Below are 24399 nucleotides of genomic sequence, written 5' to 3'. Positions count from 1 at the left end.
CAGATATAACGCAGACATGTCCGATCTGAAGCGGTCACCCCGCCGTATTTCCAAACCGAAGGCAAGTCCCGCCGCGCCCGCGAAGGGTGCGGCCAAAACGCCGCGCGCCCGCGCGCCCAAGCCGGTCGACCGGACGACGATGATCGAGATCTTCCGCCGCTTCCACGAGGCGATGCCGGAGCCCAAGGGCGAACTCGAACACACCAATCCCTACACGCTGCTCGTCGCCGTGGCGCTCTCCGCCCAGGCGACGGACGTGGGCGTCAACAAGGCCACCCGCGAGCTGTTCCGCATTGCCGATACGCCGCAGAAGATGCTGGCCCTGGGCGAGGACGGGCTGAAGGCGCACATCAAGAGCCTGAACTTCTTCAACACCAAGGCGAAGCACGTCATCGCCTTCTCCCGCAGGCTGGTGGAGGAATTCGGCGGCGAGGTGCCGAACTCCGTCGAGATCCTGGAAAGTTTTCCGGGCGTCGGGCGCAAGACCGCGAGCGTGGTGGTCAACATCGCGTTCGGCGATCCGCGCGTCGCGGTCGACACGCATATCTTCCGCGTCACCAACCGCATCCCGCTCGCCGTCACCAGGACGCCGCTGGACACGCAGGTGGCGCTCGAGGCCCTGATCCCGGACGAATACCGGCTCCACGCCCATCACTGGCTGATCCTGCACGGCCGCTACGTGTGCAAGGCGCACAAGCCCGAGTGCTGGCGCTGCCCGATCAGCGACCTGTGCCGCTATCCGGACAAGACGCTGGGATAGGAGAGGCGAGGCGGCAGCCGCCTCACCCGAAGACGATCAGGCCGGCGAGACCGGCGGCGCCGACGACGATGCGCCACAGGGCGAACGGCACGTAGCCGTGGCGCGACACGTAGTCGAGCAGGACCTTCACCACCACGAGCGCCGACAGGAAGGCTGAAACGAAGCCTGCCGCGATGATCGCGACATCGTTGGCGGACAGGATGTCGTAGTTCTTCAGCAGGTCGTAGGCGAAGGCGCCGCCCATGGTCGGCATGGCGAGGAAGAACGAGAACTCCGCCGCCGCCCGCTTGCTCGCGCCCAGCAGCATCGCGCCCACGATGGTGGCTCCCGAGCGCGAGACGCCCGGCACCATCGCCATGCACTGGATGAAGCCTATCTTGAGGTACATCGAAAGGGGAAAACGGGTCGCGTCCCGATGCTCTTCCTTCAGCGGCAACCCGTCGACCAGGAGCAGCACGAAGCCGCCCGCGATCAGCGTCATGCACACGATCCAGGGATTGAAGAGCACCTCCTTGATGAAGCCGTGCAGCACGGCGCCGATGAGCGCCGCGGGCAGGAACGCGATGAGGACGCCGATGACGAAACGGCGCGCATCCGGGTCGTGCGGCAGGGCCTTGGCGATGGTCCAGAGCCTGTTGAAGTAGACCGTCAGGATCGCCAGGATCGCGCCGAGCTGGATCAGCACCTCGAAGGTCTTGCCGGTGGATTCGAAGCCGAGGAAGTGGCCGACGAGGAGCAGGTGCCCGGTGGACGAGACCGGCAGGAACTCGGTCAGTCCTTCGATGAGGCCCAGGAAAAGAGCCTCGATGATTTGCGTCATCGTTGAAAATCCTTGAATCGGCGCCAGATGCAGGGGTGTACCCCGGACTGTCAAGGAGGCTTGCGCATGCTGTGCCGCCGGCTTGCATCCGGCACATGGGATTCACCAAAACTCCTTACCGACCCTTAACGAAGCGCGGCCTTATTCTCGCCCTCTGTTTCGCGTCTGACACGCTCATGGCCATCCTGCACTCCTATCCCTTCTGCCCGCACTCGCGGTTTGCCCGTTTGATCCTGGCCGAGCTGGGGATTGGCGCACATATTCTCGAGGAGAAGCCATGGGAGCGGCGCATGCCGTTCCTCGAGATCAACCCGAGCGGATCGCTTCCTCTCTTCATCGACGAGGATGGGCTGGCGGTGCCGGGCGCCTCCATCATCGCGGAATATCTCGACGACACCCGCGGCGAGGCCATCGGCCATCGGCGCCTCATGCCGCAGGACCCGGTGCAGCGGGTCGAGGTGCGCCGTCTCCTGGAATGGTTCCTGGTCAAGTTCCACGACGAGGTTTCCGCCTATCTCGCCACAGAAAAGATCTATAAGCGGTTCATGCCCGCCGAACTGGGTGGCGGTCCCCCCGATATGGGGGCGATTCGCGCGGCGCGCACCAATGTGCGATACCACCTCACCTATATCGGTTACTTGATTGCACAGCGGAACTGGCTGGCGGGCGACCAGATGACCTATGCGGATCTGGCGGCGGCTGCCCATCTGTCTGTGGTGGATTATCTCGGCGACGTGCCATGGGACGAGAACGAGACAGCGAAGTATTGGTACGCCCGGGTGAAGTCCCGGCCGTCCTTTCGCGCGCTCCTGGCGGACCGGGTGCCCGGGATGGCGCCGGCGGCGCATTACGACAACCTCGACTTCTAGACGGCGAGGCGCTCAAGCGCGCGCTCGCCGAGCGGGCGCAGGCCCTGGGGTTCGACATCGTGCGCATTGCGCGGCCCGATGCGATCCCGCTCGCGGCCGGGCGCCTCCAGGCCTGGCTCGCCGAAGGCCATCACGGCTCCATGGAATGGATGGCGGAAACTGCCGAGCGCCGGGCCGATCCCCGGACCCTCTGGCCCGAGGTGAGGAGCATCGTCCTGCTCGGCCTGAACTACGGGCCGACCGAGGACCCGCTCGCGGCGCTGGCGATGAAGGACCGCGCCTCGATCTCCGTCTATGCCCGCAACCGCGACTATCACGAAGTCATCAAGGGCAAGCTGAAGGAGGCCGCGGGCTTCCTCGCGTCCCGCGCCGGGTCGGACGTGAAGGTGTTCGTCGATACCGCTCCCGTGATGGAGAAGCCGCTGGCCGCCGCCGCCGGCCTCGGCTGGCAGGGCAAGCACACGGTCGTCGTCTCGCGGGAATTCGGCAACTGGCTCTTCCTCGGGGCGATCTTCACCACGGCGGAACTCCCTGCGGACGATCCTGAGCGTGACCATTGCGGCTCCTGCCGCCGCTGCCTCGACATCTGCCCGACCAACGCCTTCCCGGCGCCCTACCAGCTCGATGCCCGCCGCTGCGTCTCGTACCTGACCATCGAGCACAAGGGGCACATTCCCGAAGAGCTGCGGCCCGGCATCGGCAACCGGGTCTTCGGCTGCGACGATTGTCTGGCGGTCTGCCCGTGGAACAAGTTCGCCCAGGCCGGACGCGAGGCGCGGCTCGTGCAGCGCGAGGATCTCGCCGCCCTGCCGCTGGCGGAGCTCGCCCGGCTCGACGATCCCGCCTTCCGCACCCGGTTCTCCGGCACGCCGATCAAGCGCACGGGGCGCGACCGGTTCGTCCGCAACGTGCTGATCGCCATCGGCAATTCGGGAGACGTGGCGCTGGCGGAGGAGGCCGTGCGTCTCCTCGACGATCCATCGCCGCTCGTGCGCGGCATGGCCGTCTGGGCGATCGGCCGCCTGCTCCCGGCGGAGGCGGTCGCGGCCCATCGCGAGAAGCGGATGGCGCAGGAGGCGGATGCGGACGTGCGCAGCGAATGGCGCCGCACCGCGGACGGGACCGCTCAGGTGGCGTGACGGTTCGCGCCCGGTCCGAAATGGTCGATGTAGCGCGGGCTGATGGCCGAGACCGGCAGGATCACCAGCACGTCCGTGGTGCCGAATTCCCGGTCGATCACCGCGCCCCGGCCGAAGCTGGCGCCGAGGCGGAGATAGCCCTTGATCATGGGCGGCAGCGCGTGCAGCGCCGCCTTCGGATCGATCGCATCCCTGGAGAGAAGGTCCATGGGGGTGAAGCGCTCGGGCAGGGCGCTGGCCTGCCACTCGGCGGGCGCGGAGGCGAAGTGGTGCAGGAAGCTCAAGGGCAGCGCGAGCTGCTGCGGGTCCGTGCCCTCCAGGCTGGCGCAGCCGATCATCACGTCGATCCCGAAATGCAGCACGTAGGCCCAGATGCCGTGCCACAGGAGCTCGACCGTGCGCTTGTTGCGGTAGGGCTTGAGCACGCAGGAGCGGCCCAGTTCGAGGAAGCGCAGATCCCGATGCGCCTCGATCAGCGGAGCGATGTCGTATTCGCCGGCGGTGTAGAAGCCCCAGTTCCGGTCCGCCACCTCCTGGCGCAGGAGGCGGTAGGTGCCGACGACCTTCGGCTTCGCACCGCGCGGCGATTTCGCCTTCACGTCGTGGTCGAGCACGAGCAGGTGGTCGCAGAGGGTGTCGTAATCGTCGATGTCCCGGCGCGAAACGAGGGAGATGCTGTTCGGGACCGCCGACATCTCTTCGTAGAACACCTTGAAGCGCAGTTTCTGCGCCTGCCGGATCTCCTGGGTGGTGGTGGCGAGGCGGACTTCGAGGGAGCCGATCCGGCCCAGTACCGGATTGAGATGGCCGTAGTCGCGAACCTTCTTCGCGAGGCCGGGAACGAAGCGGCTCATGTCGTCGAGGTGCGGCGTATCGGCTGCAGGAACCAGGGGACTCGTGCCCGCTTCGGGCAACGGGGAGAGACTCATCGAAACCTCGCTCGAATGGGGACCGGAACCTGGGCCGGATGCCTTGCGCCGTGACATAGAGCTCATTTCGAACGGTTTTGTGACACGAGATATCGAGGAAATAAGGCGGCTAATCAAGGTTCGTCCATGAGTTTCCCGTGCTTCAGGCGGCCGCCGGATGACGGTCGGCATGAGCACGATAGGAGAGGGCCTCGGCCAGATGAATGCGCCTGACCCTGTCCTCGCCGTCGAGGTCCGCCAATGTGCGTGCCACCTTCAGCACCCGGTGGAAGCCGCGGGCCGAGAGGCGCATGGCATTGGCCGCGTCGCGGATCAGGGCCAGGCCTTCCGCATCCGGCCGGGCGACCTCCTCGAGGAGGGGGGCGGGGCAGGCGGCGTTGGTGGAGACGCCCTCGAGCCCGAGGGCGGCATAGCGCCTGGACTGGCGGTCGCGCGCCTCCGCAACACGCGCGGCCACCTCGGCCGATCCTTCGACCGGCGGCGGCAGGATCAGGTCCGCGGCCGTGACGGCCGGCACGTCGATGACGAGGTCGATGCGGTCGAGCAGGGGCCCCGACAGGCGCGCCTGGTACTGGGCGATGCAGCGCTCGTTGGGCTGGCGGCGGCAGACATAGCCCGGCTCGGTTGCCTGGCCGCACCGGCAGGGATTCATGGCCGCCACGAGCTGGAAGCGCGCCGGATAGGTGACCCGGTGATTGGCGCGGGCGATGAGGATTTCGCCCGCTTCCAGGGGCTGCCTGAGGGAATCGAGCACCTGCGGCTGGAACTCCGGCAGCTCGTCCAGGAACAGGACCCCGTGATGGGCGAGCGAGGCCTCCCCCGGACGCGCGTTCAGCCCGCCGCCCACGAGGGCCGCCATGGAGGCGGAGTGATGCGGCGCCCGGAAGGGGCGGCGGTCCGACAGGGCGCCGTTCGCCAGGAGCCCCGCCACGGACTGGATCATCGACACCTCCAGCAGCTCCCGAGGGGCGAGCGGCGGCAGGATCGAGGGGAGGCGCTGGGCCAGCATGGACTTTCCGGCGCCGGGCGGGCCGTTCATGAGCAGGTTATGGGCGCCGGCGGCGGCGATTTCGAGGGTGCGTTTCGCGCTCTCCTGGCCCTTGATGTCGCGCAGATCGGGGAGGGCGCCGGAGAGGGGCATGATCGCGGGCTCCGGCCGGGCCATGACCTGGGTGCCCTTGAAGTGGTTGGCGAGCTGGATCAGGGAGCGGGGCGCCAGGATCTCGATGTCCCGGCTCGCCCAGGCGGCTTCCGGTCCGCTGGCGGCGGGGCAGATCAGCCCGTGCCGGCGCTCGAAGGCCGCCATGGCGGCGGGAAGCACGCCCGCGACCGGCGTGATCGAGCCGTCGAGGGCCAACTCGCCCAGAACCGTATACCCGTTGAGCGCATCCGCCGGAACGGCCCCGATGGCCGCCATGATGCCCAGCGCGATCGGCAGGTCGTAATGGCTCCCCTCCTTGGGGAGGTCGGCGGGCGCGAGATTGACCGTGATCCGCTTGGCCGGCAGGGCCAGCCCCGAAGCGATCAGGGCCGAGCGGACCCGCTCGCGGGACTCGGCCACGGCCTTGTCCGGCAGCCCGACGACCATGAAGGCGACGTTGCCGGGAGAGATCTGGACCTGAACATCGACCGCCCGCGCTTCGATGCCCTCGAAGGCGACGGTTGAAATGCGCGTGACCATGAGGCGTGCCTCCCTGAAGCCAGCCCCGTTCTTAGCGTGATCGTTTGAAACTGAATAGCGTTTCGTTAAGCATCCGATCATCTTTGCCGCAGGGAAGCCGGCAGCCGGGAACCCTTGCCACGGCGTGACGTTGAGTCGGACTGGGGCAAGAGAACCGGGCCGGAGAGCCCGGGAATCGAACCCCGACCGGATGGGAGGAGATCGCCGTGGCAAGGGACGACACGATTTCGCTTGAGCACAGGCCTTCGCGCCTCCCATGAAGCCGTAGATCGCGTCGGTCAGAGAAGATCATGCTGGCGAAGTCCTCCTCCTCCGAAACCGACGTAAGGCAAGAGATCGACATCGGCGCAGACGGAGCCTTTCAGACGGCTCTCCGGTCGCTGCGGACGGCCGTGGTGATGACCGATCCCCGCCAGGCCGACGATCCGATCGTCTTCGTCAACGACGCCTTCTCCCGCATGACCGGCTATCCCGCCGAAGAGGTGGTCGGCCTGAACTGCCGCTTCCTGCAGGGTCCCGAGACGGACCAGGCGACGGTTGCCGCCATCGATGCCGCCCTTCGCGCCGGCGAGGGCATCGAGACGGAAGTCCTCAATTACCGCAAGGACGGCTCCCCTTTCTGGAATGCCCTTGCCATCAGCCCGGTCCATGACCGGGACGGCAATCTCCGCCATTTCATCTCGCTTCAAAGCGACATCACCGCCAAGAAGGAGGCCGAGCTCGAGCTGGCAAGGACGAAGGCCGATCTGGAGGAGCGGATCGAGAACCAGATCCTGGACCTGCAATCGGCCCTCGATCAGAAGACGGCGCTGCTCCATGAGGTGGAGCACAGGGTCAAGAACAACCTCCAGGTCATCTCGTCCATCGTGCTCCTGAAGGCGCGACGCCTGAAGAGCCCCGAAAGCCGGAGGGTCCTGCAGGAGCTGGCGGAGCGCATCAGTGCGCTCTCGACCGTCCACAGGCTCCTTTACACGTCCGGGGACGTGAGCCGGTTCGACTTCGCAGCCTTCACCCACGAGCTGATTCCCGAATTGTCGGCGGGCCTGCCCCTCGGACAGGTCGAGCTCGATCTCGACGTGGAGCCCGTCAGCGTCTCGGCCGCAAAGGCGGCCTCTCTCGCCCTCCTTCTCAACGAGCTCGTCGGCAACGCCGTGAAGCACGCCTTTCCCGAGGGGCGCAAAGGGACGTTGACAATCGAGATCGGGAAAACCGAAAAGGGCCTCGAACTCGCGGTTGCGGATGATGGTGTCGGTTTCGACGGGGCGGTCCTCCACGAAGGCGGACTCGGCCGGACGCTGATCGACATGCTCGTCCGCCAATTGAAAGGTCACTTGACCTGGCTCGACACGAAGCCAGGTTTACGCGTCGAAATCGTCGTGCCGTTGGACGCGGAGGAAATCCAGTTTGAGTCCTAGCAAATCCCTGCGCATCCTTGTTGTCGAAGACGAGATCCTGATCGCCCTGGAGCTGGAAAGCCTGCTGCAGGATCTGGGTCACGACGTTATCGGCATCGCGGCCTCCTGCGAGGAGGCCGTGGCCATGGGCAAGAACCTCGCCCCCGATCTCGCCTTCGTGGACATCCACCTGTCCGACGGCCCGACCGGCGTCGACGTGTCCCGCTGCCTGACGGGAGAACTCGGCGTCACCGTCCTGTTCATGACGGCGAACGCCAAGCGCATTCCCGAGGACTGCGCCGGCGCCTGCGGGGTCATTGCCAAGCCCTACACGGAGCGCGGCGTCAGGGAGGCCCTGGCCTATATCACCTCCGAGCAGCAGGACGAGCGGCAGGCCGCCCGTACGATGACCTTCGTTCCCTTTGGCGCCCTGCGCCGGGAAGACAATCCCCAGGTCTCCTGAGTCCTCGGATCAGCGCTCCGACTTGAGGCGGTAGAGCGCCTCCAGCGCTTCGCGAGGCGTCATCTGGTCGGGGTCGAGGGCGTCGAGGGCCTCGCGCAGGGAATCCGCTTGCGCCGGGGCGGGGGGCTCCTGGCGGAGCGGCACCGCGAACAGGGGCAGGTCGTCGACGAGCGCCTTCTTCGGGCTCTCCCGGTCGGACCGCTCCAGCTCGCTCAGGATCGTCTTGGCCCGATCCACCACCGCCGTCGGCAGCCCGGCGAGACGCGCCACCTGCAGGCCGTAGGACCGGTCGGCGGCACCGGGCACGACCTCGTGCAGGAACACCACTTCCCCGTTCCACTCCGTCACTTTCAAGGTCGCGTTGGAAACGCGGGCCAGGCGGTCGGCCAGGGCCGTCAGCTCATGAAAGTGGGTGGCGAACAGAGCCCGGCAGCGGTTCGCCTCGTGCAGATGCTCGATGGCGGCCCAGGCGATGGAGAGGCCGTCGAATGTGGCCGTGCCGCGGCCGATCTCGTCGAGGATCACGAGGGAGCGGGGCGTGGCCTGGTTGAGGATCGCGGCCGTTTCCACCATCTCGACCATGAAGGTCGAGCGTCCGCGCGCCAGGTCGTCCGCCGCGCCGACGCGGGAGAAGAGCCGGTCGACGATTCCGATATGGGCCTCCTTCGCCGGAACGAAGGACCCCATCTGCGCCAGCACGACGATGAGGGCGTTCTGGCGCAGATAGGTGGATTTGCCGCCCATATTGGGGCCGGTGATCAGAAGGATGTGCCCGGCATCGCGGCCCGAGAGGTCGGAATCGTTGGCGATGAAAGCCGCGCCCTCGCGCTTGAGCGCGGCCTCCACCACCGGGTGGCGCCCGCCCTTGATCCTGAAGGCGAGGCTCGTGTCGATCACGGGCCGGCGCCAATCGAGCCGCACGGCGAGATCCGCCAGGGCCGCCGTCACGTCCACGACGGCCAGCGCCTCGGCGGCGGTGGCGATATCGGCCGAGAGATCGAGCAGTTCCTGGGCCATGTCGTCGAAAAGGCCGAGTTCGATCTTGAGCGCCCGGTCCGACGCGGAGGCGATCTTGGATTCGAGCTCTCCCAGTTCCATGGTGGAGAAGCGCATGGCGCCAGCCATGGTCTGGCGGTGGACGAAGGTGTCCTTCCACGGCTCCTTCAGCAGGTCCTCGCCCACGTTCTGCGGCACTTCGACGAAGTAGCCGATCATGTGGTTGTGTTTCACCCGCAGGGTCCGGCAGCCCGTCTCCGATGCGTAGCGCGTCTGCAGGGCGGCGATGAAGCGGCGGGAATCGTGCTGGAGCTCGCGGAGCTCGTCCAGGTTCTGGTCGAAACCCGTGCGGATGAAGCCGCCGTCGCGCTTGAGCAGCGGCAGGTCCTCCGCAAGCGCCGCCGCGAGCCGGTCGGCCGCATCCGTGCGCAGCGACTGCAGCCGTTCCGCGGCGTGTCGGAGGTCCTTCGGCAGGTCCGGGGTGATCGCGAGTTCGAGGCCCAGATCCCGCGCCGCGAAGAGGCCGTCGCGCACGCAGGCGAGGTCGCGGGGCCCGCCCCGTCCGAGGCTGAGGCGCGAGAGCGCCCGGGCCAGGTCCGGCGAGCGCTTGAGGATGCGCCGCAGGCGGTCGCGCAGGTCTCCGTTGTCCACGAGGGCGGCGACGGCATCCTGTCGGTCCTGGATCTGGTGCGGATCGGTGAGGGGACCCGCCAGGCGCTCGGCGAGGCAGCGGGCACCGCCCGGGGTCACCGTGCAGTCGATGGTCGCCAGAAGGCTCCCGGCGCGCTCGCCGGAAAGGGTGCGCGTGAGTTCGAGATTGGCCCGGGTGGCGGAATCGATCGCCAGGGTCGCGCCCGCATCCTCCCGGGTCGGCGGGTTGAGGATCGGGCGACTGCCGATCTGGGTCTTCTCGATATAGAACAGGGCGCTGCCGGCCGCCGTGATCTCGGCCCGGCCGAAGGAGCCGAAGGAATCGAGCGTCGCGACGCCGAAATGGTCCTTCAGGCGCCGCTCGGCCGATGCGGGATCGAGGCCTTCGCGGGACAGCGGCGTGATCGAGGCCCGGGTGTCGCGCCAGAACGCCGCCAGTTCCGGATCGTCGTGGATGACGTCCGGCACCAGGATTTCGCGGGGGTCGAACCGGGCGATCTCGGCCGGGAGGCCCGCCGCATCCGTCTCGCTCAGGACGAAATGGCCGGTGGAAATGTCGACGGCGGCAAGGCCGTAGCACCATTGCGTATCCGAGACGCGCCGGCGCGCGATGGCGAGGAAGTAGTTGGCCCGGCCCGGTTCGAGCAGGCGCTCCTCGGTGATCGTGCCGGGCGTGACGAGGCGCACCACGTCCCGGCGCACGACCGATTTGGAACCCCGCTTCTTCGCCTCGGCCGGATCCTCGGTCTGCTCGCACACCGCGACCCGGTGGCCGAGGCCGATCAGGCGCTGCAGGTAATCGTCGGCCCGGTCCACGGGCACGCCGCACATGGGAATGTCCTGGCCCTGGTGCTTTCCGCGCTTGGTCAGCACGATCCCGAGGGATTGGCTCGCGATCTCCGCATCCTCGAAGAACAGCTCGTAGAAGTCTCCCATGCGGTAGAACAGGAGGCTGTCCGGATTGGCCGCCTTGATCTCGATGTACTGGGCCATCATGGGCGTGACGCGGCTGTCCTGCGCCGCCTTCGAGGCGGCGGGCTCTGGCTTCGCGGGAGTTCCGGGCGGCTGGTAGAGGGCTTGGGATGACATGCCTTCCTCTTACCAAAGTGGGCCGCGCCTTTCACCCGTGTCACAGGGTCCACGGAAAGGGTGTGGACAAGTCTTGAGGAAATCCCGCTCCATGCCTTAAGGTCGCAGGTCCTACGGAAACGCCCAGCCACAAAGACGATAACTCCATGACCGATCAGCCCTCGTCTCGCCGCAGCCGCCCGACTTTCACGGATCAGGAGGCGCTGCAGTTCCACGCGCAGGGCCGACCGGGAAAACTGGAGGTGGTTCCCACCAAGCCCATGGCGACCCAGCGGGACCTGTCGCTGGCCTATTCGCCGGGCGTTGCGGTGCCCGTTCTCGCCATCGCGGAGGATCCGTCCCGCGCCTTCGACTACACCACCCGCTCGAACATGGTGGCGGTGATCTCGAACGGCACGGCCATTCTCGGCCTCGGCAATCTCGGCGCGCTCGCCTCGAAGCCGGTGATGGAAGGCAAATCGGTCCTCTTCAAGCGCTTCGCCGACGTGGATTCCATCGATCTCGAGGTCGACACGGAGGATCCGGACGCGTTCATCAACTGCGTGCGCTATCTCGGTCCCTCCTTCGGCGGCATCAATCTCGAGGACATCAAGGCTCCGGAATGCTTCATCATCGAAGAGCGCCTGCGCGAGATGATGGACATTCCCGTCTTTCATGACGACCAGCACGGCACGGCCATCATCGCCGCCGCCGGCCTCATCAACGCGCTCCATCTGACCGGGCGCGACATGGCGGAGACCAAGCTCGTGGTCAACGGCGCGGGCGCGGCGGGCATCGCCTGCACGGAACTCCTCAAGGCCATGGGCTTCGCGCCCAACAACGTCATCCTCTGCGACACCAAGGGCGTGATCTACCGGGGCCGGACGGAGGGCATGAACCAGTGGAAATCGGCCCATGCGGCCGAGACCGACGCCCGCTCCCTCGCGGACGCCCTGAGGGGCGCGGACGCGGTGTTCGGCCTGTCCGCCAAGGGGGCCTTCACGGACGAGATGATCCGCTCCATGGCGCCCAATCCGATCATCTTCGCCATGGCCAACCCCGATCCGGAGATCACGCCGGAGGAGGTCGCCCGCATCCGCGACGACGTGATCATCGCCACGGGCCGCTCCGACTACCCGAACCAGGTCAACAACGTCCTGGGGTTCCCCTACATCTTCCGCGGCGCGCTGGACGTGCAGGCGACCACCATCAACATGGAGATGAAGATCGCGGCGGCGCAGGCCCTGGCGGAGCTCGCCCGGGAGGACGTGCCCGACGAGGTCGCGGCCGCCTATCAGGGCGCGCGTCCGCGCTTCGGGCGCGAATACATCATTCCCGTGCCCTTCGATCCGCGCCTGATCCACACGATCCCGATGGCGGTGGCGAAGGCCGCCATGGATACGGGCGTCGCCCGTCGTCCCATCGTGGACATGCGCGCCTACAAGGCGCAGCTCTCCGCCCGGCGCGATCCCGTGGCCGGCACCCTCAACCGCATCTTCGAGCGCGTGCGCAAGTTCCCGAAGCGGGTCGTCTTCGCCGAGGGCGAGGAGGAGCAGGTGATCCGCGCCGCGCTCTCCTTCGTCAACCAGGGGCTCGGGCGGGCGATCCTCGTCGGCCGCGAGGACCGCATCCACGAAACCGCGTCGGCGGCGGGCATCGAGCTGGAGGGGCGCGAGGGCATCGAGATCCACAATGCCCGGCTTTCCTCGCGCAACAGCACCTATGCACAGTTCCTGTACGAGCGCCTGCAGCGCAAAGGCTATCTGTTCCGGGACTGTCAGCGCCTGATCAACCAGGACCGCAACCACTTCGCCGCCTCCATGGTCGCCCTGGGCGACGCGGATGCGATGGTGACCGGCGCGACGCGCAACTACTCCACCGCGCTCGCGGACGTGCGCCACGTGATCGACGCCAAGCCGGGGCACCGGGTCATCGGCATTTCGCTCTGCCTGACGCGGAGCCACAACGTGCTCGTGGCGGACACCGCCATCCACGAGATGCCGAGCGCCCAGGAACTGGCCGAGATCGCCATCGAGGCGGCCGGCGTCGCCCGCCGCCTCGGCTACGAGCCCCGCGTGGCGCTCCTCTCCTTCTCCACCTTCGGCCATCCCCGGGCGGAGCGGGCGGAGAAGATCCAGGAGGCGGTCCAGATCCTCGACGGCATGCGCCTGGATTTCGAGTATGACGGCGAGATGTCCGCCGACGTGGCGTTGAACCGGGACCTGATGGTGCAGTATCCGTTCAGCCGGCTCACGGGGCCGGCCAACGTCCTGGTCATGCCGGCTTTCCATTCGGCCTCGATTTCCACCAAGATGCTGCAGGAACTCGGCGGCGCGATGGTGCTGGGACCGCTCGTCGTCGGCCTCGACAAGCCGGTCCAGATCGTCTCCCTCGGCGCGACCGATGCCGACATCGTCAACATGGCGGCGCTTGCGGCCTACAACATCGGCGGGTGACCCCGCCGATGGCGCCTTCCCGGAGGCGCCCGATTTTGAGAATAGCCTTACACCTCCGGAAAGGCTAAATCCTCCGCGAAGCCGTTTGGGGGATAAGTCTTGACTACCGAGAAGCCAAAGATCGTCGTGTTCGATGTGGGCAATGTTCTGCTGCGCTGGGACCCGCGCAATCTCTACCGCCGCATCTTCGACGACGAGGCGCAGATGGAGTGGTTCCTGTCCACGATCTGCACCAGCCAGTGGAACATCGAGCAGGATCGCGGCCGCGACTGGGACGAGGCGGTCGCCCTTCTGGTGAAGGACTACCCCGACCACGAGACGCCGATCCGCGCCTTTCATGAGCGGTGGCACGAGACCGTCGCCGGCGTTATCGAGGAAAACGTGGCCCTGCTCGGGCGGCTGCGGGAGGCCGGCGTTCCGACCTATTGCATCACCAATTTCTCCGGGGCGAAGTTCGTCGAGGCGAAGGAGCGCTATCCCTTCCTGGCCAGCTTCGACGGCGTCATCGTCTCGGGCGACGAGCGCATGCTGAAGCCGGATGCGGAAATCTACCGCCTGCTGCTCGACCGCTACGGACTGAAGGCGCAGGACTGCATCTTCATCGACGATTCCAAGGCCAACGTGGAAGGCGCCCGCGCCGTCGGCATGCACGCGATCCACTATGCCGAGCCGATGGATCTGGCGGCCGAGCTGCGCAAGCACGGCATCGAAGTCTGAGAGCGGGCTTGCCCTCTCGGCGGTGTTGAGCGATCAGGCCTCATGCGCGCCTTCGACACGTCCCTGCCCATCGACGCCGTTCTAGCCGAGCTGACCGGGAAGCTGCGGGAGCGTCCGAACGCGGTCCTCGTCGCCCCTCCGGGCGCGGGCAAGACGACGCGCGTTCCCCTGGCCCTCCTCGACGAGCCCTGGGTCGGGGGCGGAAAGCTCATTCTGCTGGAGCCGCGCCGCCTGGCGGCGCGGGCCGCGGCGGCCCGCATGGCGCAGACCCTGGGCGAGGCGGTCGGCGAGACGGTCGGCCTGCGCGTCCGCCTGGGATCGAAGATCAGTAGCAGGACCCGGATCGAGGTGGTGACCGAAGGCGTGTTCGCCCGCATGATCCTGGACGATCCGTCCCTGGAGGGCGTGGCGGCGGTCCTGTTCGACGAGTTCCACGAGCGCTCGCTCGATGCGGATCTGGGGCTCGCGCTCGCCCTCGACGCGCAGGGAGGCCTGAGGGAGGACCTGCGCCTCCTCGTCATGTCCGCGACCCTCGACGGCGCCCGGGTTGCGCGGCTCCTCGGCGACGCCCCCGTGGTGGAATCCGAGGGCAGGGCCTTTCCGGTCGAGACCCGCTATCTCGGGCGGGATCCCAACCGGCGCATCGAGGAGCAGCTCGCGGATGCCGTCACGCGGGCGCTGCGGGCCGAACCCGGCTCCATCCTCGTCTTCCTGCCGGGGCAGGGCGAAATCCGCCGTCTCGAAACGCTCCTGCGCGAGCGGGTCGCCGATCCCGCCGTCGACATCGCGCCGCTCTACGGCGCCCTCGACCGGGGCGAGCAGGATCTCGCCGTCAGCCCGGCCAAGCCCGGCCGCCGCAAGGTGGTGCTCGCGACTTCCATCGCCGAGACGTCGCTGACCATCGAAGGCGTGCGCGTGGTGGTGGATTCCGGGCTCGCCCGTGTCCCCGTCTTCGAGCCGAATATCGGCCTGACCCGGCTGGAGACCGTGCGCGTCTCGCGCGCCGCCGCCGATCAGCGCCGGGGCCGCGCCGGGCGAACCGAACCGGGGGTGTGCTACCGCCTTTGGGAGGAGGCGGCCACGGGGGCGCTCGAAGCCTATGCCCGGCCGGAGATCCTCTCCGCCGATCTCGCGCCGCTGCTGCTCGACTGCGCGGCCTGGGGCGTTGCCGACCCGACGACGCTCGCCTTCCTCGATCCGCCACCCCGCCCGGCCCTGAAGGAGGCGCGCACGCTGCTGCAGCAACTCCATGCGCTCGACGATGACGGGCGGATCACGGAAACGGGGCGGCGCCTGCGCAACCTCCCGCTGCCGCCGCGTCTCGCGCGAATGGTGCTCGTCGCGGGCGAGACCGGGCAGGCGCGGGATGCGGCCGATCTTGCCGCAATCCTGGTGGAGCGGGGCCTCGGCGGGGATGCGGCGGACCTGACCGAGCGGGTGGAGCGCTTCCGGCGCGACCGCTCGAAACGGGCCGAGGACATGCGGCGGATGGCGCAGGGCTGGGCCAGGAGCGCCGCGCAGGGAAGGGGTGAGGCCCGCTCGGTCGGCGCGCTGCTGACGCTGGCCTATCCCGACCGTCTCGCCAAGGCGAGGGGCAAGACGGGTGAGTATCTGATGGCCAATGGCCGGGGCGCCGCCCTGGAGCCGCACGACAGGCTGGCAAAGGAGCCCTATCTGGCCATCGCCGAAATTTCCGGCGGAGCCGCGGCGGCACGGATCCTGGCGGCCGCTCCGATCGCGCCGGAGGAGATCGAAGCCTGCCTCGGCGGCGACATCGAGCAGCGCGAGGAGGTCGTCTTCGACCGGCAGGCCCGGGCCCTGCGGGCGCGAGCGATCCGGCGCTACGGGGCTCTTTCCCTGAACGAGCGGCCCCTGCCGGTTCCGGCGACGGAGGCGGCGGCCCGCAGCCTCGCGGAGGGTCTGGGGTCTCTGGGGGTCGAGGCCCTGCCTTTCTCGAAGGCGCTGGCGCAGTGGCGCGAGCGCGTCATGTTCCTCCGCCGGGCGGAGGGAGACGAGTGGCCGGACCTCTCCGACGAGGCGCTGATCGCCGGCATCGAGGACTGGCTTGCGCCGCATCTCGTCGGGAGAAGCGGCCTCGGCGACATCGGCGCCGATCTCCTGAGCGAAGCGATGCGGTCGCTGCTGCCGTGGAACCTGCAGCGGCGCCTCGATGCGGAGGCGCCGACCCATCTCGAAGTCCCGACCGGATCGCAGATCCCCATCGACTACGGAGCCGAGGAAGGACCGGTCCTGGCCGTTCGCGTGCAGGAGCTGTTCGGTCTGGACAAGCATCCGACCATTGCCGGCGGCCGGGTGCCGCTGATCCTCCACCTGCTCTCGCCGGCGCAGCGGCCGATCCAGATCACGCGGGATCTCCCCGGCTTCTGGCGCGGGTCCTGGGCCGCCGTGCGGGCGGATATGCGCGGGCAATATCCGAAGCATCCCTGGCCGGAGGACCCGGTGACGGCGCCGCCCACCCGCCGGGCCAAGCCCCGGGGGACCTAAGAGTCGAATGTGGCGATCAGCCGTTCCGCCGTTGCGGGATTGAGGGCCATGGGAATGTTGTAGACGAGGGCAAGGCGCATCAGCGCCTTCACGTCCACGTCGTGCGGGTGGGGCGAGAGCGGATCGACGAAGAAGAACAGGACGTCGACCTTTCCCTCCGCGATCATCGCGCCGATCTGCTGGTCCCCACCGAGGGGGCCGCTCTTGAGGCGCGTCACGGAGAGGGACGCACACTTCTCCATCACCCGGCTGCCGGTCGTTCCCGTCGCGAAGAGCTCGAAGGGGCGCAGGGCGTTCTCGTGCATGGCCACGAAGCGGGCCATGTCGTCCTTCTTGGCGTCGTGGGCCACGAGCGCCAGCGTCAGTTTCGTCATGGTCGGTCTGTCAGTTGTTCCAGCGGTCCCGCCACTGCATCTCGCCGGACAGGCAATTGGTGCGTGGCGTGTCCTGAATGCGCTTGATGAGGGATCCCTCAGGCTCGGGAGGGGTGAGATTGGCGATCTCGAGGAGGATCTTGGTCTTGATCGCTTCGATGAGCTGGTCGCGCTCCCGCACCGGTACCATGAACGCCCCCTGACCGCCGATCACGCAGTCCTTGTAGTAGACGTCGAGCTCCGGGATGTCGAGATAGCCGGGCTTGCGCAGCATGATGGGGAGCCCGTTGATCGTGATCCCCTTTGCCAGGGCCTCGTCGCGGGCCTGGACGACCGCACGGCCCTGGTTGTTGGGGCCGTCGCCCGACACGTCGATGACGCGGCGCGTCGCCTCGAACCCGCTCTCCTCCTGCAGCTTGACGCTGAAGTCGATGGCGCCGGAAATGGAGGTGCGCTGGGCGCGGCGCAGGGGCACCGTGGCGATCCTGTCGGCGAAGGCCATCAGGCTTTCCGAGTTGTCGAGAACCGTCCAGGGAACGATCACCTTCTGCTCCATCGAGCCGGACCATTCCATGTAGGTGACCGCGATCCTTCCGAGCATTCCGCCCCGGATCGCCTCGTGAACGAGCTGGGAGCGGAAGGCCTGCGCGAAGCCCTCCCGCTGGAGAGCCTGCTCTTCCGTGTCCATGGAAAACGAGATGTCGACCGCCACCACGAGGGCGAGGTCCACCTCGGTCTGGGCCTCGGCTTCGGAGGGAAGGGCGAAGAGGGAGCACAGCAGGGCCAGCCCTGCGACGAGAGAAGTGCAGCCGCGGCGAACCATCGAACTCTCCTCTTCGGAGCAGGGTCGGTTCTGAGGATTGCCGGCTTCCCAGGCCAGCTCAAGGTTAAGTCTGCTTCCCCCTCACGAGTTCCAGCGCAGCTTGAAAGACAGCATCCGCGTCCAGATGGGTGGTGTCCAGCGTCAGGGCGTCGTCCGCGGCCTTGAGAGGAGCGTTGCTGCGGTTCATGTCCCGCTCGTCGCGCCGGCGGATGTCGTCGAGGATCGTCTCGTAGGGCGGGGCCTCGCCCCGCTTGGTGAGTTCGAGATGCCGCCGCTTCGCCCGCTCCTCGGGGCTGGCCGTGATGAAGAGCTTCACGTCCGCATGAGGGCAGACCACCGTTCCGATGTCCCGTCCGTCGAGCACGGCGCCGGGCTCCTGGTCGCCGAACTGGCGCTGGAACGCCAGCAGGGCGTCCCTGACAGGCTGATAGGCCGAAACGACGGAGGCGGCCTCTCCCATTTCGGCGCCGCGCAGGCGCGGGTCGTCCAGGTGGGTGACGTCGAGCTCCCGTGCCACGAGAGCCGCCGCGTCCCGGTCGGTGAGGGCGACGCCCCTGTCCAGCAGGACGCGGGCCACGGCCCGGTACAGGAGCCCGGTGTCGAGATGCGCGAAGCCGAAATGCTCGGCGAGACGCTTGCCGAGGGTGCCTTTGCCCGATGCTGCGGGACCGTCGATGGCGATGATCATGCGGCGGCTCAATCCTGGATCGCGGCGCCGAGTTCGCGCATGAGCGGTATGAAGGACGGGAAACTCGTGGCGATCATGGCGCCGTCGTCGACGGTCACGGGCTCCCGGGCTGCAAGCCCCATGACGAGAAACGACATGGCGATGCGGTGGTCGAGATGGGTCTTGACCGGATTGCCGCCGCCGCGAACCCGTCCGCCGGAGCCGTGGACGATGAGGTCGTCGCCCTCGATCTCGTGTTCGACGCCCGCCTCGGCCAACCCTGCCGCGACGGCTGCGAGACGGTCGGATTCCTTGACCCTGAGTTCGTGAAGCCCCTGCATCCTGGTGGTGCCCTCCGCGAAGGAGGCCGCGACCGCGAGGATCGGGTATTCGTCGATCATGGCCGGCGCCCGCGCGGCGGGAACCGTCACGCCCGTCAGGCGGCTCGCCTGCACGCGCAGGTCCGCCACGGTCTCCCCGCCCTCGTCGCGCTCGTTCAGTCGCTCGATCGACGCGCCCATCTCAAGGAGCGTCGTGATGAGGCCCGTGCGCAGGGGGTTCATCATCACTCCCTCGATCACGATATCGGAGCCGGGAGTGATCAGGGCCGCCACGAGGGGGAAGGCGGCGGATGAGGGGTCCGTCGGAACCACGACCGTGGAGCCGCGAAGCTCGGGCTGTCCCTGAAGGGTGACGGCGCGGCCATCCTCTCCATGGGGCTGGACGTCCACCGTGGCGCCGAAGTGACGGAGCATCCGCTCCGTGTGGTCGCGGGTCGCCTCGCGCTCGATCACGGTCGTCCGGCCGGGGGAGTTCAGGCCCGCCAGCAGGATCGCCGACTTGATCTGGGCCGAGGCCGCGGGGGTCTCGTAGGTGATCGGGATGGTCTCGCGCGGCCCGCGCAGGGTCAGCGGCACCCGGCCGCCCTCGGCCTCGCTGACCACCGTGACGCCCATGCGCACCAGAGGATCGAGAATGCGGCGCATGGGACGCTTGCGCAGGGAGGCGTCGCCATCGAAGGTCGCGGTGATGGGATGGCTGCCGGCGACCCCCATCATGAGCCGCGAGCCCGTGCCCGCATTGCCGAAATCGAGAACGCCTGCGGGCTCGCTCAGGCCGCCGATGCCCGCGCCCCGGATGCGCCAGCGCCCCGGCGCCTCCCGCGTGATACCGGCTCCCAGGGCCTTGCAGGCTTCCGCCGTGCGCAGCACGTCCTCGCCCTCGAGGAGGCCCTCGACCCGCGTCTCCCCGATGGCCAGCAGGCCGAAGATCATGGAGCGATGGGAGATGGATTTGTCGCCCGGCACGCGGATGCGTCCCTTCAGGGCCGTTCCCGCCTTGCTCGTGACCGGTGATGCCAAGCCATGCGCGTGCGACATTCTTGCTTCCTCTCGTCCTTCGGGGCGGCTCCTAACACGGGGTTTCGGTGCCGTCATCCCGAAGCTGTCCCCGATGGGGCCATCCGCTGCAATTTCCTATTTGACAAGGGATGCCCCCGCGACTAACGGAGCGTTCCCGACCATCACTTCGAAGGTAGACCCCCGTGGCCAAACCGGAACTCGGCTTGAAGCGCCAGTGCATGAGCTGCGGCGCGAAATTCTACGATCTCAACAAGGACCCTGCGGTGTGCCCGAAATGCGGCACCGTGTTCCAGGCGACGGCTCTGGCCCGTGCCCCGGCGCCTGTGGTGGCCCGCAGCACCGACGACGACGAGAGCGATATCGAATCAGTGGGTCCGGAGCTGGTTTCCCTGGATGAGGTCGAGGCCAGCGAGGCCGACAAGGATCTGCCGTCGGACGACGACATCGACGTGGGCGACGACGTGGCCGACGACGACACCTTCCTCGAGGACGAGGAGGAGGGCGACGACGACGTTTCCGATCTGATCGACAGCGATCTGGAGGACGACGAAGAGGCTTGAACCTCCCGTCAGACCCGACTATAGAGACGCCGCTGCTTCGGCGGCTTCCCCTGCGGCGACACCCAAGCGCCGCAACCGGAGTGGGGCCATAGCTCAGTTGGGAGAGCGCTTGAATGGCATTCAAGAGGTCGGCGGTTCGATTCCGCCTGGCTCCACCAAATTTTCCGCAGACAGCAGAATCCCGACGTATTCCTCTCCACGGTCATGGCTGCGGATGTGAAACTTCCGCCGGTTCGCCCGGGAAGCCGCGTTCCATGGTCGTGTCCACCTCCAGGATGGAGCGCCGCAGGGAACGGACGAGCAGCGCCATCACGGCGATCATCAGGCCGCAGACCAGGGCCGTGCTCGGCCCGATCACGTGCAGGATCCTCGTTCCCGGCAGGTCCGGCTGCCAGATGAAGTAGCCGATCAGATAACCCTCGTCCGACCTGAGCTCGACCGATGTCTCGTCCGCCCTCGGCGTGTCGGAGCGCGAAAAGCGCAAGCCCTCGATCAGGTTGCGTTCGGACAGGCGCTTCAGGAAGTCGCCGTCCAGAAAACGGACGCTGACGAGGATGAACTCGCTTCCGGGCCTGCGTGCCATGTTGTCCGAATGAGGCACGATCTTCATGACGCTGACCGCCGCCGGGCGCCCGAGCAGCTCGAGAAGGTGAGCGTCGTATTCCGCCCTGCCTGTCGTTACGTAAGTCGTATCCGGAGGCCGCAGGACGTGAGGGCGATGCGGCGATTCCGAATGCCCGCGCAGGCCGTGGAGGAGTCCTTCGAGGCTTGGTCTGAGCAGGTTGAATTCCCGCGGGGAGGCCCGCTTGCCGCCGATCGTGGCGTAGATCGGCGCATTGGCCGCGTCGAGCAGATAGACCTGATCCTGCCCGAAGGTGAGGTGCAGCCAGATCCCGATATTGTCGTCGATCCACTGCCAGTCGGGAGCGGGCTTTTCCAGCTCCTGCAGCGCATCGTCCCAGACGGCGACCATCTCCTGCTGCTGCGCGAGCTCGCCGACGATGGCCCTGATGTGGCGCTCCGTCGTCCGCAACTGGCGCTCGACCGACAAGTCGTTGCTCTGGCGAACGGCCCAGAACAGGGCGAATGCCGCGAGAGCAAGGCTCGCCACCGTCACGGCCGTGACGGGAAGGACGACCCGGGACCTGAACTGCCGGTCCGGATACCTTGTCGAAGATAAACTCACGCCTCGTCCTCGCTGAAGCAGTTGCCACCAGGGCGCCGTGGTGAAAGGCACATGCAATGCCGCCCTCGACCGCCCCCGGCTGATCTCGCTGTTCGGGTGCGCGCGAGACCGGGGCCCTGAGGGCGATGGCCTGCCGGGTGCCTCTGGGCTCCTTCGACAGTCCCTGCCTGCAACGCCGGCCTTCGCTCCACGTCGAACCTCATTGGTTTATGCGGTTGCCGACGCACTGGTCCATTCAGCCCCATGATCTAAGACAGGACCGATTTCACCTAGGCCAAACGGTCTAGGCCGTTCCGCCATCAGATTTCGGCGCGCCGGCTCGGCCGGCTCGGCCGGAGTCTCATGCCTTCGAGGCGACATGCTCGCATTGCCGGTCGCGGAGCAGGCCGGCAATGGCCGAGCGGGTCTCCTGGGTCACCCTCCTGGCGGTCAGCAGGGATGCCGATATGTCCCCTCCGCTGAGGCATGCCTGCTCCAGGGAGCTGCAAAATTTCGAGAACTCCGAGAATCCCAAGAGAGCGGCCTGCGAGACCAGGGCATGGGCACGCTGCGCCAGCTCGTGAGGCTCGTACTGATGCGCGGATGCGAACGTCGTCTCGAGCTGCTCGTCGAACCTGGCGAGCCACTGGTTGACGCGATCCGCCCCCATCATGTCGACGAAATCGCGAAAGTCCTTCTCGTTGAAGGATTCCGGTTCTTGTGCCGTCGTGTCCGGGGATCCAGCCGTCTCATCTCCCGCAGGCAGCCATTCCGCCAGCTTCCTGAGCAGGTCGTCCCGTCTGACGGGCTTGCCTACATGGCCGTTCATGCCGGCCTCCTTGAACTGCTGAATCTGGGGCGGCAGCACATTGGCGGTCATGGCGAGGATGGGGATTCGTCCTGCCGGATGATCGAGAGCGCGGATCTTCCGTGTCGCGGTGATGCCGTCCATCCCGGGCATCTGCACATCCATCAGGACGAGGTCGTAGGGTTTGATCTGGACCGCCGCGACGGCCTCGTATCCGTTCGTGACCGTATCGACCTCGTGCCCCGCGGCCACGAGCAGCCCTTTCGCCAGCTCCTGGTTGACCTCGATGTCCTCGGCCAGAAGAATGCGCGCCGGTGCGGTCGCCGGGATCTTCTTGGCCTGCCGCTGCTGCTGGACGAGGTGCTCCGCCCGCTGCAGCGCCACCTCGATCCAGAAGGTCGAACCTTTGCCCTCTTCGCTTTCCACTCCGATTTCGCCGCCCATCAGTTCGATGAGACGCTTGGAGATCGCGAGACCGAGGCCGGTGCCGCCGAACTCCCTTCTGATGGAGCGGTCGACCTGTGAAAAGCGCTTGAACAGGCGGTCGCGCTTCTCCGGCGCAATTCCGATTCCCGTGTCAATGATGGAGATGCGGATCAGCTCTCCGCGCTCGGAACGGCCCTTGTGCTGGACGTGGGCCGTGATGTGCCCCACACGCGTGAACTTCACGGCGTTGTTCAGCAGGTTCAGCAGGATCTGGCGGAGCCGCGCTTCGTCCCCGAGCACGACGTCGGGAATGTCCGGGTCGCATTCCGTCCGGATGGGGACGCCTTTCCTGCCGGCCCCGCTGCTGACGATGGAGACGGTATCATCGATGAGGGACAGGAAGGAGAATGGCTCCTGCCGGAGCTGGATCTGATTGGCCTCGATGCTCGACAGGTCGAGGACGTCGTTGGCGATCGTCAAAAGAGCCGAGCCCGCCACCTGGATCAGCTCCGCATAGCGCCGCTGCTCCCGGCTCAGCTCCTCGTCGAGAAGGCGCTCGGTATAGCCGATGATGCCGTTGAGGGGCGTGCGGATTTCATGGCTCATGGTCGCCAGGAAGTCGGTCTTGGCATTGTTGGCGAGCCGCGCTTCGGCCAGGGCGCTCTCGGCGACGTCCTTGGCCGCCTTGAGCTCGCCCTCGCGGTCGGTGATGGCTTCCGCCATCCGGCCCAGGATCCGGGCGAGGAGCCTGACCTCGCCGGCCCCTGTGGTCGAGGCGCGTATGCTGAAGTCTCCGCTCTCGAAGGCCTTGGCCATGAACGACAGATCGCGCAGGGGCCGGAAGATGAGGATTTCCGCACCAAGAAGGCCGAGCATGACCGATCCGCCGATGATGATGGTGATCAGGCTCAGGCGATAGCGAAGAACGCCGTCTATGGCGCCGATCACGGCCGCCCGGTCCAGGCCGATGGCAAGGACGGCATCCGTGCCCGGGAGGGTCCGAAAGACGAACAGGCGCTGGACCCCGAACAGATCGAGCGCCTCCGAGCTTCCTTCGAGGGAGTCGAGGGCCTTCTGAACGGCGGGCCGGTCGCGGACGCTCGCCCCGACCAGCTCTCGGATCTGGGGGTGATGCGCGATGAGCGTTCCCTTCTGGTCGACGAGGAACATGCTGACGTCGAGGGTGGGGTCGACCTGCAGGGGGGAACGCTCCTGAAAGACGCCCGGGAACATGCCGAGGGACAGGACGCCCACGACCTCGCCGCTCCGCACGATCGGGGCTGCCGCCACCATGGCAAGGGCTCCGGTCCGGCGGTCCGTGGTCAACTCGCTCAGGACGAAATCCGCCCCGCTCAGCGCTTTCTTGAAGTACTCCCGGTCATGCAGGTCGGGGAGTTTGGTGTCTGCCCGGTCCGCGCAGACGGCGCTGCCGTCCGGTGAGGACAGCCTGAGCGAGTGGATCCATCGGTGGAGCGCCATGTGGTTCGCCAGGAAGGCGTCGCAGACCGGCCCTCCGGCGCCGACTTCCGGCATCTCCGTGAGGAAGCGCAGCACCCCCCGCGCTTCCTCGATCACCTCGCGTTGTCTCTCCACCGTATAGGCTGCGAGCAGTTCCGCGCGTTCGCGGGTGACCTTGAGGGCCATGTCCCGTTCGTCGCCTGCGAATTGCACAAGAGCGACCACGAGGGGCGCCAGGGCGGCGATGCCGATCAGCAGAAAGCGCCAGAACAGGCTTCTGTGATGCAGCCAACCTAACGCCACCCTGCT

19 protein-coding genes and 1 tRNA gene are annotated in these 24399 nt (G+C 67.4%); 10 read left to right on the top strand and 10 right to left on the bottom strand.

The features are described from left to right. Window positions 1-16 precede the first annotated feature (16 nt). Window positions 17-760, top strand: a complete 744-nt coding sequence (gene nth / locus LGR44_RS02755; protein ID WP_226736943.1) for an endonuclease III — start codon at window positions 17-19, stop codon at window positions 758-760. A gap of 22 nt (window positions 761-782) precedes the next feature. Here nth and LGR44_RS02750 read toward each other — a convergent pair whose 3' ends face one another. Beyond that, window positions 783-1580: an undecaprenyl-diphosphate phosphatase gene (locus LGR44_RS02750; protein WP_226736941.1), complete on the bottom strand. Its 798-nt coding sequence runs from the start codon at window positions 1578-1580 to the stop codon at window positions 783-785. Window positions 1581-1756: 176 nt separating this feature from the next. On the opposite strand from LGR44_RS02750, the gene LGR44_RS02745 reads away from it, so the two are divergent. Further along, a complete protein-coding gene (locus LGR44_RS02745; RefSeq protein ID WP_226736939.1) occupies window positions 1757-2449 on the top strand; it encodes a glutathione S-transferase family protein in 693 nt (230 codons plus the stop codon). Continuing rightward, window positions 2347-3588: a tRNA epoxyqueuosine(34) reductase QueG gene (queG, locus tag LGR44_RS02740; RefSeq protein WP_226736937.1), complete on the top strand. Its 1242-nt coding sequence runs from the start codon at window positions 2347-2349 to the stop codon at window positions 3586-3588. The genes LGR44_RS02745 and queG overlap by 103 nt, the downstream gene beginning before the upstream one ends. On the opposite strand, the gene LGR44_RS02735 is transcribed toward queG, so the two are convergent. Together LGR44_RS02735 and LGR44_RS02730 are read right to left on the bottom strand one after the other, a co-directional pair. Further along, window positions 3576-4517: a GNAT family N-acetyltransferase gene (locus LGR44_RS02735; RefSeq protein ID WP_226736935.1), complete on the bottom strand. Its 942-nt coding sequence runs from the start codon at window positions 4515-4517 to the stop codon at window positions 3576-3578. The genes queG and LGR44_RS02735 overlap by 13 nt on opposite strands. 142 nt (window positions 4518-4659) lie before the next feature. Then, on the bottom strand, window positions 4660-6198 hold the full coding sequence (locus LGR44_RS02730) for a YifB family Mg chelatase-like AAA ATPase (RefSeq protein WP_226736933.1): 1539 nt from the start codon (window positions 6196-6198) through the stop codon (window positions 4660-4662). Window positions 6199-6488: 290 nt separating this feature from the next. Between LGR44_RS02730 and LGR44_RS02725 the strand changes: the two genes are divergently transcribed. Then, window positions 6489-7613: a PAS domain-containing protein gene (locus LGR44_RS02725; protein WP_226736931.1), complete on the top strand. Its 1125-nt coding sequence runs from the start codon at window positions 6489-6491 to the stop codon at window positions 7611-7613. Further along, on the top strand, window positions 7603-8055 hold the full coding sequence (locus tag LGR44_RS02720; protein WP_226736929.1) for a response regulator: 453 nt from the start codon (window positions 7603-7605) through the stop codon (window positions 8053-8055). The genes LGR44_RS02725 and LGR44_RS02720 overlap by 11 nt, the downstream gene beginning before the upstream one ends. Window positions 8056-8064: 9 nt before the next feature. Here the strand turns inward: LGR44_RS02720 and mutS are convergent, their stop codons facing one another. Next, complete coding sequence (gene mutS, locus LGR44_RS02715; RefSeq protein WP_226736927.1) at window positions 8065-10791, bottom strand: DNA mismatch repair protein MutS; 2727 nt, start codon at window positions 10789-10791, stop codon at window positions 8065-8067. A 146-nt stretch (window positions 10792-10937) separates the two neighbouring features. Between mutS and LGR44_RS02710 the strand changes: the two genes are divergently transcribed. From LGR44_RS02710 to hrpB, 3 genes are all read left to right on the top strand, one after another. Continuing rightward, a complete protein-coding gene (locus tag LGR44_RS02710) occupies window positions 10938-13226 on the top strand; it encodes an NADP-dependent malic enzyme (protein WP_226736925.1) in 2289 nt (762 codons plus the stop codon). A 99-nt stretch (window positions 13227-13325) separates the two neighbouring features. After that, the gene (locus tag LGR44_RS02705; RefSeq protein WP_226736923.1) at window positions 13326-13943 is read left to right on the top strand and encodes an HAD family hydrolase; all 618 of its coding nucleotides are present in this window, start codon (window positions 13326-13328) and stop codon (window positions 13941-13943) included. A gap of 42 nt (window positions 13944-13985) precedes the next feature. Continuing rightward, a complete protein-coding gene (hrpB, locus tag LGR44_RS02700) occupies window positions 13986-16448 on the top strand; it encodes an ATP-dependent helicase HrpB (RefSeq protein ID WP_226736921.1) in 2463 nt (820 codons plus the stop codon). On the opposite strand, the gene LGR44_RS02695 is transcribed toward hrpB, so the two are convergent. The 4 genes from LGR44_RS02695 to aroA all read right to left on the bottom strand — a co-directional run bounded on the left by LGR44_RS02695 (window position 16445) and on the right by aroA (window position 19691). Beyond that, window positions 16445-16822 carry a methylglyoxal synthase gene (locus LGR44_RS02695; protein WP_226736919.1) on the bottom strand — a complete coding sequence of 126 codons (378 nt, stop codon included), beginning with the start codon at window positions 16820-16822 and terminating at the stop codon, window positions 16445-16447. The genes hrpB and LGR44_RS02695 overlap by 4 nt on opposite strands. Window positions 16823-16832: 10 nt before the next feature. After that, window positions 16833-17645, bottom strand: coding sequence for a DUF1194 domain-containing protein (locus LGR44_RS02690; RefSeq protein ID WP_226736917.1), 813 nt, complete (start codon window positions 17643-17645; stop codon window positions 16833-16835). Window positions 17646-17709: 64 nt separating this feature from the next. Continuing rightward, window positions 17710-18333 (bottom strand): (d)CMP kinase, encoded by a 624-nt coding sequence (gene cmk, locus LGR44_RS02685; protein ID WP_226736915.1) that lies wholly within the window; start codon window positions 18331-18333, stop codon window positions 17710-17712. 8 nt (window positions 18334-18341) lie between these two features. Continuing rightward, window positions 18342-19691 (bottom strand): 3-phosphoshikimate 1-carboxyvinyltransferase, encoded by a 1350-nt coding sequence (gene aroA, locus LGR44_RS02680; RefSeq protein WP_226736913.1) that lies wholly within the window; start codon window positions 19689-19691, stop codon window positions 18342-18344. Between the two features lie 164 nt (window positions 19692-19855). Here aroA and LGR44_RS02675 point away from each other — a divergent pair, with 164 nt between their 5' ends. Next, on the top strand, window positions 19856-20233 hold the full coding sequence (locus LGR44_RS02675) for a TIGR02300 family protein (protein ID WP_226736911.1): 378 nt from the start codon (window positions 19856-19858) through the stop codon (window positions 20231-20233). Window positions 20234-20315: 82 nt separating this feature from the next. Continuing rightward, window positions 20316-20391: transfer RNA gene (locus LGR44_RS02670), tRNA-Ala, on the top strand. A 44-nt stretch (window positions 20392-20435) separates the two neighbouring features. Here the strand turns inward: LGR44_RS02670 and LGR44_RS02665 are convergent. Together LGR44_RS02665 and LGR44_RS02660 are read right to left on the bottom strand one after the other, a co-directional pair. Beyond that, entirely contained in the window at window positions 20436-21419 is a 984-nt protein-coding gene (locus LGR44_RS02665; protein WP_226736909.1) for a CHASE4 domain-containing protein, read from the bottom strand. Window positions 21420-21759: 340 nt separating this feature from the next. Further along, window positions 21760-24393, bottom strand: a complete 2634-nt coding sequence (locus tag LGR44_RS02660) for a hybrid sensor histidine kinase/response regulator (protein ID WP_226736906.1) — start codon at window positions 24391-24393, stop codon at window positions 21760-21762. Window positions 24394-24399 lie beyond the last annotated feature (6 nt).

It is taken from the genome of Microvirga lenta (genome assembly GCF_020532555.1).
Lineage (GTDB): Bacteria > Pseudomonadota > Alphaproteobacteria > Rhizobiales > Beijerinckiaceae > Microvirga > Microvirga lenta.
This window is presented reverse-complemented; position numbering and strand designations above follow the sequence as displayed.

Bases quoted from the DNA above. Each gene is read 5' to 3' on its own strand.
- nth (WP_226736943.1), top strand. From the start codon at position 17: ATGTCCGATCTGAAGCGGTCACCCCGCCGTATTTCCAAACCGAAGGCA.
- LGR44_RS02750 (WP_226736941.1), bottom strand. From the start codon at position 1,580: ATGACGCAAATCATCGAGGCTCTTTTCCTGGGCCTCATCGAAGGACTG.
- LGR44_RS02745 (WP_226736939.1), top strand. From the start codon at position 1,757: ATGGCCATCCTGCACTCCTATCCCTTCTGCCCGCACTCGCGGTTTGCC.
- LGR44_RS02735 (WP_226736935.1), bottom strand. From the start codon at position 4,517: ATGAGTCTCTCCCCGTTGCCCGAAGCGGGCACGAGTCCCCTGGTTCCT.
- LGR44_RS02730 (WP_226736933.1), bottom strand. From the start codon at position 6,198: ATGGTCACGCGCATTTCAACCGTCGCCTTCGAGGGCATCGAAGCGCGG.
- LGR44_RS02725 (WP_226736931.1), top strand. From the start codon at position 6,489: ATGCTGGCGAAGTCCTCCTCCTCCGAAACCGACGTAAGGCAAGAGATC.
- mutS (WP_226736927.1), bottom strand. From the start codon at position 10,791: ATGTCATCCCAAGCCCTCTACCAGCCGCCCGGAACTCCCGCGAAGCCA.
- LGR44_RS02710 (WP_226736925.1), top strand. From the start codon at position 10,938: ATGACCGATCAGCCCTCGTCTCGCCGCAGCCGCCCGACTTTCACGGAT.
- hrpB (WP_226736921.1), top strand. From the start codon at position 13,986: ATGCGCGCCTTCGACACGTCCCTGCCCATCGACGCCGTTCTAGCCGAG.
- LGR44_RS02695 (WP_226736919.1), bottom strand. From the start codon at position 16,822: ATGACGAAACTGACGCTGGCGCTCGTGGCCCACGACGCCAAGAAGGAC.
- LGR44_RS02690 (WP_226736917.1), bottom strand. From the start codon at position 17,645: ATGGTTCGCCGCGGCTGCACTTCTCTCGTCGCAGGGCTGGCCCTGCTG.
- cmk (WP_226736915.1), bottom strand. From the start codon at position 18,333: ATGATCATCGCCATCGACGGTCCCGCAGCATCGGGCAAAGGCACCCTC.
- aroA (WP_226736913.1), bottom strand. From the start codon at position 19,691: ATGTCGCACGCGCATGGCTTGGCATCACCGGTCACGAGCAAGGCGGGA.